At 40.5% G+C, this 14,284-nt stretch carries 16 protein-coding genes; 6 read left to right on the top strand and 10 right to left on the bottom strand.

All coding sequences use genetic code 11. The features are described from left to right. Positions 1–11: 11 nt before the first annotated feature. Positions 12–704, bottom strand: coding sequence for a DUF4331 family protein (locus EO132_RS10230; RefSeq protein ID WP_127137749.1), 693 nt, complete (start codon positions 702–704; stop codon positions 12–14). A gap of 167 nt (positions 705–871) precedes the next feature. Between EO132_RS10230 and EO132_RS10225 the strand changes: the two genes are divergently transcribed. Next, a complete protein-coding gene (locus tag EO132_RS10225) occupies positions 872–2,062 on the top strand; it encodes an LETM1-related biofilm-associated protein (RefSeq protein ID WP_127137748.1) in 1,191 nt (396 codons plus the stop codon). An 89-nt stretch (positions 2,063–2,151) separates the two neighbouring features. Here the strand turns inward: EO132_RS10225 and EO132_RS10220 are convergent, their stop codons facing one another. The 7 genes from EO132_RS10220 to EO132_RS10190 all read right to left on the bottom strand — a co-directional run bounded on the left by EO132_RS10220 (position 2,152) and on the right by EO132_RS10190 (position 6,366). Next, on the bottom strand, positions 2,152–2,907 hold the full coding sequence (locus EO132_RS10220; RefSeq protein WP_127137747.1) for a LytR/AlgR family response regulator transcription factor: 756 nt from the start codon (positions 2,905–2,907) through the stop codon (positions 2,152–2,154). Positions 2,908–2,952: 45 nt separating this feature from the next. Further along, positions 2,953–3,282 carry a 2TM domain-containing protein gene (locus tag EO132_RS10215; RefSeq protein ID WP_164732320.1) on the bottom strand — a complete coding sequence of 110 codons (330 nt, stop codon included), beginning with the start codon at positions 3,280–3,282 and terminating at the stop codon, positions 2,953–2,955. Between the two features lie 8 nt (positions 3,283–3,290). Beyond that, a complete protein-coding gene (locus EO132_RS10210; protein ID WP_127137745.1) occupies positions 3,291–3,596 on the bottom strand; it encodes a 2TM domain-containing protein in 306 nt (101 codons plus the stop codon). Positions 3,597–3,598: 2 nt separating this feature from the next. Next, positions 3,599–3,901 (bottom strand): 2TM domain-containing protein, encoded by a 303-nt coding sequence (locus EO132_RS10205; protein WP_164732319.1) that lies wholly within the window; start codon positions 3,899–3,901, stop codon positions 3,599–3,601. 44 nt (positions 3,902–3,945) lie between these two features. Further along, positions 3,946–4,224 (bottom strand): 2TM domain-containing protein, encoded by a 279-nt coding sequence (locus EO132_RS10200; RefSeq protein ID WP_127137743.1) that lies wholly within the window; start codon positions 4,222–4,224, stop codon positions 3,946–3,948. A gap of 183 nt (positions 4,225–4,407) precedes the next feature. Beyond that, positions 4,408–5,736 carry a 2TM domain-containing protein gene (locus tag EO132_RS10195; protein ID WP_127137742.1) on the bottom strand — a complete coding sequence of 443 codons (1,329 nt, stop codon included), beginning with the start codon at positions 5,734–5,736 and terminating at the stop codon, positions 4,408–4,410. A gap of 6 nt (positions 5,737–5,742) precedes the next feature. Continuing rightward, positions 5,743–6,366 (bottom strand): tetratricopeptide repeat protein, encoded by a 624-nt coding sequence (locus tag EO132_RS10190; RefSeq protein ID WP_127137741.1) that lies wholly within the window; start codon positions 6,364–6,366, stop codon positions 5,743–5,745. Positions 6,367–6,523: 157 nt separating this feature from the next. Between EO132_RS10190 and EO132_RS10185 the strand changes: the two genes are divergently transcribed. After that, positions 6,524–7,135, top strand: coding sequence for an FMN-binding negative transcriptional regulator (locus EO132_RS10185; RefSeq protein ID WP_127137740.1), 612 nt, complete (start codon positions 6,524–6,526; stop codon positions 7,133–7,135). A gap of 4 nt (positions 7,136–7,139) precedes the next feature. Here the strand turns inward: EO132_RS10185 and EO132_RS10180 are convergent, their stop codons facing one another. Further along, the gene (locus EO132_RS10180) at positions 7,140–8,936 is read right to left on the bottom strand and encodes a PorP/SprF family type IX secretion system membrane protein (RefSeq protein ID WP_127137739.1); all 1,797 of its coding nucleotides are present in this window, start codon (positions 8,934–8,936) and stop codon (positions 7,140–7,142) included. 272 nt (positions 8,937–9,208) lie between these two features. On the opposite strand from EO132_RS10180, the gene EO132_RS10175 reads away from it, so the two are divergent. Continuing rightward, complete coding sequence (locus EO132_RS10175) at positions 9,209–9,679, top strand: GNAT family N-acetyltransferase (protein WP_127137738.1); 471 nt, start codon at positions 9,209–9,211, stop codon at positions 9,677–9,679. A 290-nt stretch (positions 9,680–9,969) separates the two neighbouring features. Then, the gene (locus EO132_RS10170; protein WP_127137737.1) at positions 9,970–10,392 is read left to right on the top strand and encodes a DoxX family protein; all 423 of its coding nucleotides are present in this window, start codon (positions 9,970–9,972) and stop codon (positions 10,390–10,392) included. A 1-nt stretch (position 10,393) separates the two neighbouring features. Here the strand turns inward: EO132_RS10170 and EO132_RS10165 are convergent, their stop codons facing one another. Then, on the bottom strand, positions 10,394–12,556 hold the full coding sequence (locus EO132_RS10165) for a TonB-dependent receptor (RefSeq protein ID WP_127137736.1): 2,163 nt from the start codon (positions 12,554–12,556) through the stop codon (positions 10,394–10,396). Between the two features lie 212 nt (positions 12,557–12,768). On the opposite strand from EO132_RS10165, the gene EO132_RS10160 reads away from it, so the two are divergent. Together EO132_RS10160 and EO132_RS10155 are read left to right on the top strand one after the other, a co-directional pair. Further along, positions 12,769–13,188, top strand: a complete 420-nt coding sequence (locus tag EO132_RS10160) for a DUF2141 domain-containing protein (RefSeq protein ID WP_127137735.1) — start codon at positions 12,769–12,771, stop codon at positions 13,186–13,188. Positions 13,189–13,333: 145 nt separating this feature from the next. Then, on the top strand, positions 13,334–14,275 hold the full coding sequence (locus tag EO132_RS10155) for a LysR substrate-binding domain-containing protein (RefSeq protein ID WP_127137734.1): 942 nt from the start codon (positions 13,334–13,336) through the stop codon (positions 14,273–14,275). Positions 14,276–14,284 lie beyond the last annotated feature (9 nt).

The raw sequence follows: 14,284 nt of genomic DNA, 5'->3' as shown, positions 1-14,284 counted from the left end.
TTTTAAGTTTCTTATTGTTTTCTATTTGTTGTTACCCATGTCTTGTAAACTGATAATCCAAGTGCATTGGTAGCGGTGGGGGCTCCCAACATGCTGTTTGGAATTTCCACCACTATGGATAGCGTATTGGCACCATCAAAAGTGTCGGCCGCTTCTTCCGTAGGTAAAAAACCGCCCGGCGCAGAATCCAATTCAGGGGAGATTACCGCATTGAACTGGAAAAAGTCAAAAAAGAACGGGTCCTGTCTTGGTCCTGCAAAAAGGGACACTCCATCGGAAGTGGTCTCTACAACAGCACTAGCTCCTGAAATCTCCACATCGCCCAAAGCGGCATCGGTGTAGACTTCGCTGTTTAAACCAGTTTGAGACGGGGCAGTTGGACCAAAAAAGTACATTCTTCCATCTCTTGCTATGGCCTGGATTACTTGATCTTCGACCAAGTCTCCGTCCAAATCAATATTGATTTCGGTAAGTACATCCTCGTCAAAAGTTCCATAAGCCAATTCTGGCAGTACGTTGGATTGGAGGTCAACAACAAATACGGTGTTGTCCGAACCTTCACTGGGTTCAAATGCATAAAAGTCGGCAATGTCCGCCGTTGTTCCAGCGGAAGAGGGCGCGTCAATGTGGTCTGCAGACACCAGTACGGTAGCTACAATTGCCAAGGCTCCAAGCCCTAGTAAATATTTCTTTGTTTTTTTCATGTTAATTGTTTTAAAGGTTTCCTACACCCCTACCTACGGAACCTTGTTTAGGGCGGTTTGGTTTTGAAATGTTAAAATTGTCTTAACGTAATTTTATTGCATCGGTTTACTTGGGATAAAACCAAAGTCAGGGAAATTGTTTTACTTTGACGTTCTAATTCATTTCAATGAACCCTTCTTCCTCTGGATGGATCAACAAGTTTGGTCACCTTGTAGATCATGAGTCTTTCCCTTTCGAAGACTTTAATGACTTGTACCAAGAACTCAAGGACAATGGATTCATTTATGGTGTGCATTTAAGGATTCCTTCCTTTATAGAAGTGCAGCACACATTAAGTGAAGATGAAATTGCCAAGATCAATTTATTGACCGCTTTGTATTTTACCTATACTTTCGAGGTTGGAAAAACAGATTTTGAAGCTTTCGTCAACAAAGTTTTTGAGTATTACCAATCGTTGGATGTTAGTCGGATTTCATTTTTAAACAAGATTTTGACAGGGTCCAAAACCGAATCCCAACTCGAAAAATTGATTGATTCCAGAATCTATTTGAGTGATAATACGTTCAGCAGAGCTCTAGGAAATAGTTTGACGAATTCGCTCTTGTATGTGGATATCCTCATCTTTATTGTTTACCTCAGAGGCGAAAAAAATATGATGGAACATGCCCAACTTTTGGAGTACGTTACCATCAACATTGTGTACCATGCACTCAACTCAAAAGAGACCCATGAGTCGGATGCAAAATTGATTCAATTGTTGGGATCTTCGTTAACTTATGTGGATTTGGATGAAGCAAAATTCGAAGGAAATTATGCCGATTTATTGACCCAAAATTTCACGGAAAACGAGAAGGATTATTTTCTGGATATGGCCTGTTTGACGATATGGGAAGACAAGAATTTAGACTACACTGAAACAGACTATATTTTTGGTCTTGGAAAAGACCTTGGAAAGTCCAAAAAAGAGATAGAATCCGAATTGATTTTTGTGCAAGAATTCTTCGAAAAAAACAAGGACAAAGTCGCTTACCTGAATAGCAAAAATTTGGCTGTTCAATTCTACGATGGCATGTCCAAAAATGTAAGCAAACTTATTCTGAGAAATAGCAAAAGATTAAAAAAAGAGCTCGCCGAAAGTCGGGAATTGGTCACTCTCTTATCCAAGTCAACCGTAAAAGATTTGAGTGCGGAAGAGAAGAAAAAAGTTCAAGATCAGTTGCTGGATATTTTTAAAAGTATTCCGTCCTTGGCGATTTTTATGTTGCCGGGAGGTGCCATTCTTCTCCCAATTTTCATTAAATTGATACCCAAACTACTACCCTCTGCTTTTGATGACAATCGAGTGGAAGAAAACTAGCTTTTCAAGCTAAAAAAACCACTATAAGAAAAACTTATAATAGGTTTTTTTATTTTAAATTATTCTGATTATCAGTTTTTTAAATAAACTTACTCTAACCAAAGCTTAAAGTCTCTTACGCGCTCTCGACTTACGATGACTTCGTGCTCATCAAAACGGTTCAACTTAATTTGAAGCCTTGAATTGGTATATGAAATGATGTCTCCTATGTGGTTGATGTTCACGTAGAACTTTCTGCTTACCCTAAAAAATGTCTGCGGCTCCAACTCTTCTTCCAACTGTTCCAAAGTGGTGTCCAACAAATAATTTCTTCCATCCGAAGTTGCGGCATAGGTCCCTTTGTTCTCACTGTAAAAACATTCCACTTCATCGGCATTTATGATTTTCAGATGTTGCCCTACCCTAGCTGTAAATCGTTTTTTGTATTCCCGTTCCAAAGGGTTTACCAAGAGCTTTTTTATGTCGTTGAAATCAATCGGGATTTTTCGGTTTTCGGGCTTGAAATTTTGATACTTTTTTACGGCACTTTCCAGCTCTTCCTCATCAATGGGTTTTAGTAAATAATCGATGCTGTTCAGCTTGAATGCTTGGAGTGCATATTCGTCATAAGCGGTGGTAAAAATGATGGCGCTTTTCACCTCTATTTCATCAAAAATTTCAAAGGAAAGTCCGTCCGATAATTGGATGTCCAAAAAGATCAAATCGGGGTGTGGATTTTCTTGGAACCAAGCTAAGGATTCTTCCACGGAATGCAACATGGTGGAGACCTCGATTTCCAATTCCAAAAGCAATCTGGACAATCGTCTTGCTGCTGGTTTTTCGTCTTCAATAATCAGGACATTCATGTACGTTTGGTTTACGTTTTGGTTCAGTCTTTAAAGGTAAAAAGTCTATTTGTATTTATCCATCTTACTCCTATCCTCATCCATGTATTTTTGGATTTGGCGTTCTTCCCACTTTTTAAAGAAAGCAAATTTATGTCTGAATATAATCAGGGTATGCACGACCAAGATCAATGCCCAGATTAGGATGTTGGTTGTGATCCATTCGTAATAATAGGATTCTTTTGGAAATGCTTCTGGCAACAAAGAATTTAAAACTCCTGTTTGTAAAAGGTATAGCAAACCGTTCACGATCACAAAAATCAAAATGTGTCTGTAATACCCTTTGAGTTCTTCAACTCTTTTTTCTGCCGCCCCCCTGGCGTTATTTTTGTCCATTGTCATTTTTACTTATACTTCTCCATTTCCTCTTTGTCCTCATCCATATATTTTTGGATTTGACGTTCTTCCCAGTCCTTTCCCAAAAGCGGATTAAATCCAAAGGTCTTGGAAGCGTGAAAAAACAATCCTATACCCCAAGCCACCAATGTGATGAAATGCTCCCATTTCCAAAAAATGTCTGAATTAAGATAAATATTGATTAAGATAAAGGTGTTTATTACTACATAAATGGTCAAATGAATGTAGAATCCCTTGAGTTCGTCGACTCTTTTTTTGGCCCTGTCGTACTTTTCTTTATTAAAGTTATGCATGATTATTTCCATTTATTTTGATGTTCATCGTCACGCATAATCTCCTCGATCTTACGTTTCTCCCAATTTTTACCGAAAAATGGGTTTAGGTCAAATGTTTTGATGGCATGGAATACAATTCCAATACCCCAACCAAAAGCGGCCCACAAGAACCATGCATAGGCAAAATGATTGGTAAAATAGTTGATAAGGGCCAATCCTGAAATGACCAGGACATACGAAGTGAGGTTGCCGTAGAACTTTTTAAGCTCTTCCACGCGCTCTCTGGCCCGTATGTATTTGTTTTCTTTATCTGAATTTTCCATTGTGTTGTTATTTGATGTGATGTGGTAGTTAAAAATACTCATTCTTAAAATTCTTTGTCGTTCATAAGTTCTTGAATCTTACGCTTTTCCCATTCCTTCACAAAAAGGATGTTTTGTCCATAAGCTGCCACCCAATGAGCTACTAATCCAAGTCCCCAACCAATGGCCGGGAAAATTACCCAAAGAAAATCGGTGGTTTTAAAATTGAGGTACGCAAGCATTGGAATCACTATGCAATAAGCGGTCAGGTTACAATAAAATGATTTGATCTGCCCCACTCTTTCCTTTGCTTTGGCGTAGCGTTGTTCATCCAAGTTATTCATGAGCTGTTCGTTTTTGATGATTGATTACAGGTCAAATATCCCCATACTTAAGGGTAAATTGAAAAACGAATTCCCGAACTGTAATTTTAGTGGGATGAATTGTATCCAAGGTTAGGGTTTAGGGGGAAAGGGTTGAATTTACATCCAACTGTCAACTCTTTATATCTGAAGTTTGTAAATGTTCTAGAAATCATCCTTATCCATGAGCTCCCTGATTTTGCGTTCCTCCCAACGCTTGCCCCATAGTGGATTGTATCCAAAAGCTGCCATTCCATGTGCGGTTAGTCCAAATCCCCAGCCTATGGTTGGGAAAAATGCCCATAAAAAGTCCGTGGTGCGGAAGTTGAGCCACCACAAGAAGGGAATTATAATGCAATAGGCCATCAGGTTACCATAGAAGTCCTTTATGTTCTTGACCCGTTCCTTGGCATTCGCGTAGCGCTTCTCTTCAATATAGCTCTCCTGAGTCTCCATAACGGTGTACTTCTGGGTAAGCATCGGGATAAAAACGCTAAAATCCTTATCGGTCTTTTCAATGACCATTTCACGGTCCGTTAAAATATGGTATCGCTGTTTTATATTCTGAAGACCTACTCCACTACTCTTTTTCACTACCTGCTTTTCCTGAAGGTTGTTACTCACGACCAACATGCCATTTTGTTCAAACACCTTGATATGCAATGGTCTTGAGGATGTGACCACATTGTGCTTGACCGCATTTTCCAATAAAAGTTGCAACGATAGCGGCACTATCTTGGCTTCGGGCTGGGAGCATGCCTCTGGAATATCGAAAATGATACTATCCTCGAAACGCATTTTCAAAAGCCTCACATAAGTTCTGGCAAACTTCAATTCTTCATCCACAGTAACCAAATCCTTGTTTTTCTGTTCGAGTACATATCGATATACCTTGGACAAGGATGTGGTAAAGTTTTGGGCCTGATGCGGGTCTTCATCAATCAAGCTCGTCAAAACATTGAGACTGTTGAACAGAAAATGGGGGTCCAATTGGTTTTTCAATGCATCAAACCTGGCAGAAGCCGAGCCAGCAATGATTTTCTGCTCTTTGACCTGCTTTTCCTTGTAATATTTGTAATAGTATGCCGCATAGAACATGATTGCGACGGCCATGGCAATGACAAAGGAGCTTACATAGAACTCGGTTCGTTCCTCAGCCAAAAACTGACTTATGGTCTTTTGATATACCACTACCACGAGCACAAACCTTGATACGATTATCCCCAAAATAGACGCCACGATATTTCCTAAAATACCATAGCCTACGTACTTTTTGGTAAAAAGCTCTTTATCGTACTTGCGCATCATAAATATAAAAGATGCTGCATTGAACATGTAAATGATCACAGAAAAGACCATGTTCTCCCAAAACTCCACCCATAACTCTCGGTAGGTCAAGTCCCAGCCCTTGATAAAGAAAATAATGAGGAAAACTATAAAAATAGCTATCCCCACTAAAAATGCCTTAACCAGTTCTCTAAAAAACAGTTTCATTATTTCCTATTTACCGCAGTTCTCCAAAATCTCCTCTGCCCTTTCCTTACCCATGGTTGGATAAAACGGTGTTTCGGATTTAAAGGTAGCAAAAAGTTCCAAGGCCCTTTCCACATCTTTACAGTAGGGTGTGATATCCTTTCCAAAGTAACGTGCCGACCCCATATCCCACTCTGCTTTAGATAGTATCACTCGGGGATTATTGGGAGCCAGTTCCATGGCTTTTTGATATAACTGTGCATTCTTGGGAGATAATGTCATGGCATAAGTAGCACCATCAAAAGCAATCCAGGCCGTGTTGATGAGCGCTTCTTGAATCAAAAGTTCCGGATTGTTGGGAGAGATGGCCTTGGCCACATCCAAAAACTCCTTGGCTTTTTCCAGTTGCTTACTCAGTTTATCCTCATCTTTCTCGCCAAAGGAAATTACCGTATTTATTTGAGCAACATAATAGTAGGGCAACCATTTATCAGGCTCTGCGGTGGCAATGCGTTCGAACATATTGGATGCCTCTATGACTTTTTGGTTCTGCCATAGCTCAAAAGCCTTTTTCATTCCTTTGGAATAGCGGTCCTGAGCATTGATGAATGTGGTTCCTAAAAGTACAATTGCTAAAATCAGCTTTTTCATGACTGTCGTTTTATGATTATTGATGCCGCAAAGATGTCCAGCTGTTGCAGATTTTTAAAAGAAGCTTTACCGAACTGTAAACAATCGCGGATGAACTGTAATGCATCCAATCTTTAATTTATACTTTAGCGCTTGGTTCTAAAATCCAAGCACTTTTATGTACACTCCTCCGCACTACAGCAATGATGATATTGAAAAAATCAAAGATTTCTTGAGAAGCAACAGCTTTGGCATCTTGATTAATATTGTGGACAACAAACCATGGGGCACCCACATTCCACTGGAATTGGAAACAGATGATGAAGGGAATGATATTTTGGTGGGACATATTGCCAAGGGAAATCCACAATGGAAATATTTTCAGGACGAAGCGGAAGTGCTCTGTATTTTCAACGGACCTCATGCCTATGTGTCATCCTCGTGGTACAAAGAGGAAGAAGTACCGACTTGGAACTATATTGCCGTGCATGTGTATGGCACCTTAAAAGTTTTGACAGAAGAGGAAACCATGGCCTCCATGCACCGGTTGGTAGATAAATATGAGCAAAGCTCCAAAAACCCGATCTCCCTTAATAATCTATCATCAAAAACCTTGAGGCAAGTAAAGGGTGTAGTTGGTTTTAAAATAGCAGTTTCTGATATACAGGCCACCTACAAGCTTTCTCAGACGCAAGTAGATGACCATCATAAAATAATATCGGAACTTGGAGAACGCCCCGATGCGGGGAGTCAAGGAATTGCCGAGCATATGAAAGACAAAAAGCCTTAAACTTTTATTCTATATCCTGAAAAATGGCATCTGCCCAATTGGAATATCTGGAATTTTCCACGTGCATGATCCAGATTTCATCTTGGTACTTTCCTTTCATCTTGGATTGATAAGCTTCATAAGCCAAATCGTTTTCGTCGTATTTCGCCAAATAGACGTAGTTAAGGCCATTATCCGGGTTCTTGAAATATTGGGCTTGCAACCCTTTACTTTTCAACTCTTCCATGAAGTTTTTCAAGTAAATCTCATTTTTAAAGACATTGGCCACAATGTAGTGCCCCTGACCAACTCCATCAAGGTCGATATACTTTTCTATGGGCTTAAATGCACCACCATTAAAGGTTCCTTCGTCTTTTTTCTCAAGTTGTTTGGAAACCTTTTGGGTGTTTTCGGCTAAAGCTGTTGTGGTTGACATTTCAATGGCATTATACAAAGAATCCAAATCTTTGCTGTCGGCCATATAGAGTTGTTGCGCCTTTTTTTCTATACCGGGAATTTCATCACCATTGTGTCGCTTTACCAATCGCATGACCATTTCAAAACGTCTTTCCATATCTTCCTCCCTACTCTGCTTCATGGAATCCACTTTGTAGAGCAAGTCGTCGATCACAGCGTAACTATCCTCTTGCTTTTCCTGTAGTTCAGCAACACGCTCTTCCCAATAAGCCCTATCCTCCTTGTGGGAAGGTCTCAAGGTGGTTGCGACATCCAGCTTGCTGTTTTGCTCGTTTTTCTCAGCTTTATCGCTTGCATCGGCCACAGCCGTATTTTCAATTTTCTTTTTCGCTTCGTCATCATCTTCGTTGGAGACAAAGGTGTTTTTGGAAAGATTGGGCACAAAGGAGTAAGCGATTGAAATTTCGTGGGTTACCCCAAGGTTGGCGATGCTGTTGTTCAAGCTTTTCTCAAAGTTATATCCAAAGGACAATCGTTGGTTCAAATTAAAACCTGTTCCTGCTGAAGCACCATAAAACTGATCGTACCCACCTTGAACCCATCCTAACTTAGGTAGGTCCAAAATGACACCTCCTCCAAAAACAGGGTCTTCGCTACCTTCAAAACGGGCACGAACCAATGGCATTAATCTACTTCCTTCAAAAATTCCCCTGGCATTGTCAAATTCATTGGTAAACTGGATATGTCCGGAAAAGGTCTTTTGATTAAGATTGCTCAACGATTTTCCCGACTTTAAATTGTAATCCACTAAATTTTGGGCAAAAACACCAAAATCAAACTTACCTAAGCTAAGATTCAATCCTGGCTGAAATGATATCACAGAACTTTCCTCGGCATCACTCAACAGGATATCCCCTTCATCTGAGGTCACTGCCCTACTGGGGTCGTAACTACTCACATAATAAGGGATGTTTACTCCAAATGTTAGACTGCTTTCTTCTCCCAATTGGATACCGTGGGAGTAATTGGCCATAACACCTAAATTGGAAATCACACCTTCACGTTGGTTGTAAAGGCTGAAGCCTAATCCTACCATATCGTTCAATTGGCCACTGTAGCTCAAAAAGTAATTTTGGCGATTGTTGTCAAAATCAGCACTTTGGCTTCGATGGAAAAAATTGATGTACGATTTGTCCTCACGTATCGATGAAAAGGTGGGGTTGATCAAAAATCGGTTGAACTTCAACAAATTTTGAAAGGGAACATCATAACTCACGAAAGGATTACTTTCCTCTTGAGCTTGAGTGGGAAGACCCAGAAAAAGGACGATCAAGAACGCAAAAATGTAACGCTCACATTGGGTCGGAAATGTAGTCTGGGGAAACGGGGGTAGTTTTATCTCCATAGCCGATTGGGATTTGTAGGTTAATATTCCTGATTGGGACAGGTTGATATTTGTTTAGTTTTTTCACTTGCAAGATTTGGGACTTGTAAGAATTTTCATCTAAATATTATGTAAATCTAATTATTTTATCGTCCAAGAGGTAATTTTTTCGTTGAACGGCACACTGAATTGATAGATAGAAGGTTTTGGTTTATAAAATTTGGGTTTCATTGCATTAAATGTTCTTCTACTTAGGTTATTTTTGAGGTCACAACTTCAAAAAAGTACTCAAAATGGAGGTTCCAGTGCGTATTGTGCCCTATTCCAACATCTATAAAGATGCTTTCAGGAAATTGAACGAGAAATGGATCATTAAGTATTTTGAGATGGAGGAAATGGATCGGCTTGCGCTCCATAACCCAGAAGAATATATTTTGGGTAAGGGCGGATATATTGCGGTGGCTTTACTCGATGATCAACCTGTCGGTGTCTGTGCACTGATTCCCTGCACGTACCTAGGATATGATTTTGAACTTTCCAAAATGGGGGTCTCTCCCAAAGCCCAAGGTAAAGGAATCGGGAAATTATTGGGGCAGCACATCATTGATAAGGCAAAAGAGCTAGGCGCACAGAAAATCTTCTTGGAAAGCAATAGAGTTTTGGCTCCCGCTCTAGCATTATATAAAAAATTAGGGTTCAAAGAAATGACAAAAGTGTCCTCGCCATATGCACGCAGCGATATTCAAATGGAGCTTGAATTATAAGGTTGTTTCAACTAAAGCTTTTGTTGTTAGACTACAACTATAAAATTGGAACAATTATGTGCCTCGTCCTTTCTCTTTAATTGATTAATCGCACATCTGATTGCAATACGTCCAAAAACAAATCCTAACCTTCTGAAAATCAAAACAAAGACCTAATTGTGGGAAAGATTCTTGAAACCTGTGATCCTATTCCGCCTAAATAACGGTTTTAAGCTGAAAACGCACAGAAACCGACCCATATATCACTAAAAATGAGTATTTTATATAGGATAATTCTAAATCTCATCGCCATGGGTCTGATAAAAAACCTCAACAAATGGGCCAATGCCCATACTTATCTTATTCTAGACCTGATTCGTGTATTGCTCGGTATCGTGCTTTTTGTGAAAGGCATAGAATTTATGTCCAACCATGAAGAAATGGAGAAATTGGCAGCTCCGTTCCAAGACGTTCCCGGTGGAATGATCTTTCTTCATTATTTGATTCCCGCTCACTTTGTGGGAGGTATTCTTATTCTAGTCGGTTTATTGACCCGATGGGCGGCCATTGCCCAGATACCTATAATCTTCGGTGCGATACTGACCAATTTTCTAGGACAAATGAACACCAACAACCTTATGCTATCCATTATCGTATTGTTGACCACCTTATTCTTTATTGTATACGGGTCTGGAAGGAACTCCGTGGACTACTATCTAAAAATGCAGCAATAACCTAAAGGTTATCCAATTGATTGCTTTTGCCATCGGTGCTGATGGTCCAAAAGAACCCTACAAAGAAAAAACTATCCGCGGGAGGTGTAATCGCTCTTCTATTGTACACTCCATTGACATCGGGCGTATTGGCATATTGATAATTGCTGATATTATTAATGCTCAACAAATTGCTCACGGAGAAGTATAAAATCTTTTGCTGATCAATCAAATAGGCCCAATTAAAACTCAAATTATTGTACGATTTGGTTCGCTCTTCCATAAAGCCGGGGTTGTTCGGATCGTGGTACGGTCTACCAGAACCATAAGAATACGAAAGCCCGACTTGCGACCGTAACTTATCCACCCAATACTTGGTGACCAATGAAGCGTTATGTTTTGGTGCAAAGTTCGGGGTTGACCTTCCAGGGAAGTTTCGATAGTCCCGTTCCGTATCCAGATAGGAATAGGAGAACCAATAATCCAAGTTCTCTATGCTTTTGCTGTCTCTCCAAAAAATGTCCACTCCTTTGGCGTAGCCCCCTCCCGAGTTTGTATAGGCTGAATCGAACTGTGGCATATCGGTATCAAACTTGATCAAACGGTCATAGTCCTTGTAATACAACTCTGTTCTGAAGGTTTTTCCATTGTTGATGTATTGATAGTTAAGAATGTAGTGAGACGCCTTCTCCATTTCCAGGTTTTGATCAAATTTCACGACATCGGAGAGTGGTCGTTGATAAAAATCGCCATAGGCCAAAGAAAACTGTCCGTCCTCCCCTGGCTTGTAAGCCAAAGAGACTCGTGGCGACACCTCAAAATCATTAAGCAAACTACTATGTGTTGCCCTAACCCCTAGTTTCATGGCGAATTTATTGGTCAGAAAGATATCGGACTCTGCAAAAGCGGCCCAAAGACCATCGGTATACCCATTGTTGAATGCATCTACATCCGCATCGGTATAGGTTTCATCAAAATGGGTGTTGAAATATTCCGCTCCAAAACTCAAATCGTATCGATTACTGAAGTTTTTACGCGCCTTTAGCTTCAGGTGCGTGGATGTGTCCTTGTTATCGACCTTGTCTTCATCAATACCGATATCATTGGTGTCCCATGCTATGGATGCACCAGAGGTCAAACTCAAATCGTTATCAAAATAGTATTTATAGGATGAATTAAAGTATAGGTTGTTGTTCTTGAGACGGAAACGAACGTAATCATCAAAATTGATGTCCTCCTGTTCAATATCCAGATTGGTATGATTGAATCCCGTGTACAATTTAAACATGCTCTTATCCCCTTTGCTCCTAAAAACTGCTTCCCCTGAAATGGATTCGAACGGACTGTTCCAACGCACTCCTTGGGTGGATGGAATCAGGGCTTCATACGGAGCAAGATTCATATAAGAGGTATTGATGCTCAACGATTGGTCGCCCCAAATCTCCGTGTGGCCAACCCCACCGCCAACACTCATTATGGAAATATTGGTTTCCTCTTGCAAAGGTACATCCGTTGTGTTCAGTAATAGCACACTGGACAGGGCTTGACCATATTCTGCAGAGTAACCTCCCGTACTAAAGGATATCCCTTTAAAAAGAAAAGGCGAAAATCTACCGCGGGTGGGCGTATTGTTGGGCGTGGCATTGAAGGGTTGAAAAACGCGAAGCCCATCGATAAACACCTGGGTCTCCCCTGCCGTACCCCCACGAACAAACAAACGTCCATCTTCATTTACCGTCGTAGTACCCGGTAACGTCTGCAAAGCCGCTACAAAATCGCCGGCAGCCCCAGCGGTGGTCACAATATCCAACGGTTTCAGTACAGACACTTTGGAATTGTCCCCAGCCTCGAAAGTTCCAGCGGTCAAGGTAACGCCTGACAACGAATTGACGGACTCCATTAATTTAATATGTAAATCCTTAAAATAGGAAATATCCCCAGCCTCGTAATGCGGTTCGTAGGACAGCATGGAGACAATGAGTGTTTGCACCCCCTCCTCGGTGGTCTCAAAACTAAAGTTTCCATTGGCATCAGAAGAAGCACCATCGTAAGTACCCTCCAAATAAATGTTGGCACCTTCGATGGGATTGTTTTTGGTATCGGTCACTTTCCCTGTTATGGTCTGTTGGGCAAAAACGGCTCCCGAACACAATAATAAGGTAATTAGATGGGTAAAGATTTTCATGACTGTTCATTTAGATTGATGCCACAAATTTCTTCTTCAACATTTTTCCAAACCAAAACGAAATACCCAATTGTTGTTTTTTACATCTGAATTGAATTGCAGTTTTCACTTTGCAGTTCACTCCAAAAAATCAACATTTCGGTAGGTTGAAATTTTTAAAGAGGTACTTCTTCCTGAATTTTGGAGCATACAAAACATCAATAACAAATCGTATGAAAACTGTAACACTAGCATTAAGTTTCTTCTTTGTAAGTATCATTGCCATGGCGCAAGAAAAAACAGGAATCGACATTACAATTACCATTGACAATATTACCAGTGACGAAGGCATGGTACTTGCCGGTCTTCACACCGAAGAAACCTTCATGAAAGGCCAAGGCGTTCAAAACCTTAGAAGCTCCATTAAAGACGGAAAAGTAACCTTTACCTTTACCAATGTTGCTCCCGGAGAATATGCCATTTCAACACTACACGACACCAATGGGAACAACCGCATGGATTTTGAGCCCAATGGAATGCCCAAGGAAAGCTATGGAATGTCCGGAAACGACATGACCATGGGCCCACCCTCATTCAACAGTGCCAAGTTCACCGTAGCGGATAAAGATTTGGACATGAACATCCGCTTCTAAGCGAAAAAAACAATTCATCAATCAATGGAAAGCCTGCTCAGAGCAGGCTTTTTGTTTGCGGAGCAATAAACGATTCAGGATTATGGTTTTTGTATAGATTAACCTGATGGTTTTTTATACTTTTATGCCCTAAACCTATACTTGAATGACGATTACCCAGCTACAATATGTGCTTGCTGTGGCCGAACACAAGAACTTTACCCTGGCCGCGGAGAAAAGCTTTGTTACCCAACCCACGCTCAGTATGCAGGTGCAAAAGCTAGAGGACGAATTGGACGTACTTATTTTTGACCGCAGCAAAAAACCGATATCCATTACAGAGGTGGGGCAAAAAATTGTGGCACAGGCAAAAAACATTGTAGCCGAAGCAGAACGAATCAAGGATATCGTTGATCAAGATAAAGGATATGTTGGTGGAGACTATATTTTGGGCATTATACCTACGGTAATGCCGACATTACTGCCCATGTTTTTAAATGCCTTCATTAAAAAGTATCCCAAGGTCAACCTAATCATCAAAGAGCAATCCACACAAACCATGATCAAGAATATTTTAGACGGTCACTTGGATGCTGGTATTGCTGCCACCCCATTGGAAATTGAATTTATCAAAGAACGTCCTTTGTATTACGAACCTTTTGTGGGCTATGTTCCCAAAAACCACCGATTGGCAGGAACAGATGAATTGAATACAAGTGATTTGGATGTCAATGATGTTTTATTGTTGCAGGATGGTCATTGTTTTCGTGAAGGTGTCATCAATCTATGTAAAGCATCGAAAAACCGACTTGGGGAACAGTTCAAAATCGAAAGTGGCAGTTTCGAAACTTTGGTGAGCTTGTCCGATGAAGGTATGGGCATGACCCTATTGCCTTACTTGAATACGTTGCACTTGGAAGAAGGAAAGAAAGCAAACCTCAAATCCTTCCAAAAACCTACCCCTGCCCGTGAAATAAGCTTGATTTACCATAAAAGTGAACTGAAAATACAGATTACGGATGCGCTCAGAGAGGTAATCTCCAGTATTGTGCGTGGAGCTATTGCTTTTCAGGATGTAAAAATCATCAGTCCCTTGGCCAAAAATTAAAAGAGCCGC

It is taken from the genome of Flagellimonas oceanensis, assembly GCF_003992595.1.
Taxonomy (GTDB): domain Bacteria; phylum Bacteroidota; class Bacteroidia; order Flavobacteriales; family Flavobacteriaceae; genus Flagellimonas; species Flagellimonas oceanensis.
Note: the sequence above shows the minus strand (reverse complement) of the source record. Positions and strands in the feature narration are given on the sequence as shown.

What these genes read in the sequence shown, in the direction of transcription:
- EO132_RS10230 (WP_127137749.1), bottom strand. Translation starts at nt 704, where the DNA reads ATGAAAAAAACAAAGAAATATTTACTAGGGCTTGGAGCCTTGGCAATT.
- EO132_RS10225 (WP_127137748.1), top strand. Translation starts at nt 872, where the DNA reads ATGAACCCTTCTTCCTCTGGATGGATCAACAAGTTTGGTCACCTTGTA.
- EO132_RS10220 (WP_127137747.1), bottom strand. Translation starts at nt 2,907, where the DNA reads ATGAATGTCCTGATTATTGAAGACGAAAAACCAGCAGCAAGACGATTG.
- EO132_RS10215 (WP_164732320.1), bottom strand. Translation starts at nt 3,282, where the DNA reads ATGGACAAAAATAACGCCAGGGGGGCGGCAGAAAAAAGAGTTGAAGAA.
- EO132_RS10210 (WP_127137745.1), bottom strand. Translation starts at nt 3,596, where the DNA reads ATGCATAACTTTAATAAAGAAAAGTACGACAGGGCCAAAAAAAGAGTC.
- EO132_RS10205 (WP_164732319.1), bottom strand. Translation starts at nt 3,901, where the DNA reads ATGGAAAATTCAGATAAAGAAAACAAATACATACGGGCCAGAGAGCGC.
- EO132_RS10200 (WP_127137743.1), bottom strand. Translation starts at nt 4,224, where the DNA reads ATGAATAACTTGGATGAACAACGCTACGCCAAAGCAAAGGAAAGAGTG.
- EO132_RS10195 (WP_127137742.1), bottom strand. Translation starts at nt 5,736, where the DNA reads ATGAAACTGTTTTTTAGAGAACTGGTTAAGGCATTTTTAGTGGGGATA.
- EO132_RS10190 (WP_127137741.1), bottom strand. Translation starts at nt 6,366, where the DNA reads ATGAAAAAGCTGATTTTAGCAATTGTACTTTTAGGAACCACATTCATC.
- EO132_RS10185 (WP_127137740.1), top strand. Translation starts at nt 6,524, where the DNA reads ATGTACACTCCTCCGCACTACAGCAATGATGATATTGAAAAAATCAAA.
- EO132_RS10180 (WP_127137739.1), bottom strand. Translation starts at nt 8,936, where the DNA reads ATGGAGATAAAACTACCCCCGTTTCCCCAGACTACATTTCCGACCCAA.
- EO132_RS10175 (WP_127137738.1), top strand. Translation starts at nt 9,209, where the DNA reads ATGGAGGTTCCAGTGCGTATTGTGCCCTATTCCAACATCTATAAAGAT.
- EO132_RS10170 (WP_127137737.1), top strand. Translation starts at nt 9,970, where the DNA reads ATGGGTCTGATAAAAAACCTCAACAAATGGGCCAATGCCCATACTTAT.
- EO132_RS10165 (WP_127137736.1), bottom strand. Translation starts at nt 12,556, where the DNA reads ATGAAAATCTTTACCCATCTAATTACCTTATTATTGTGTTCGGGAGCC.
- EO132_RS10160 (WP_127137735.1), top strand. Translation starts at nt 12,769, where the DNA reads ATGAAAACTGTAACACTAGCATTAAGTTTCTTCTTTGTAAGTATCATT.
- EO132_RS10155 (WP_127137734.1), top strand. Translation starts at nt 13,334, where the DNA reads ATGACGATTACCCAGCTACAATATGTGCTTGCTGTGGCCGAACACAAG.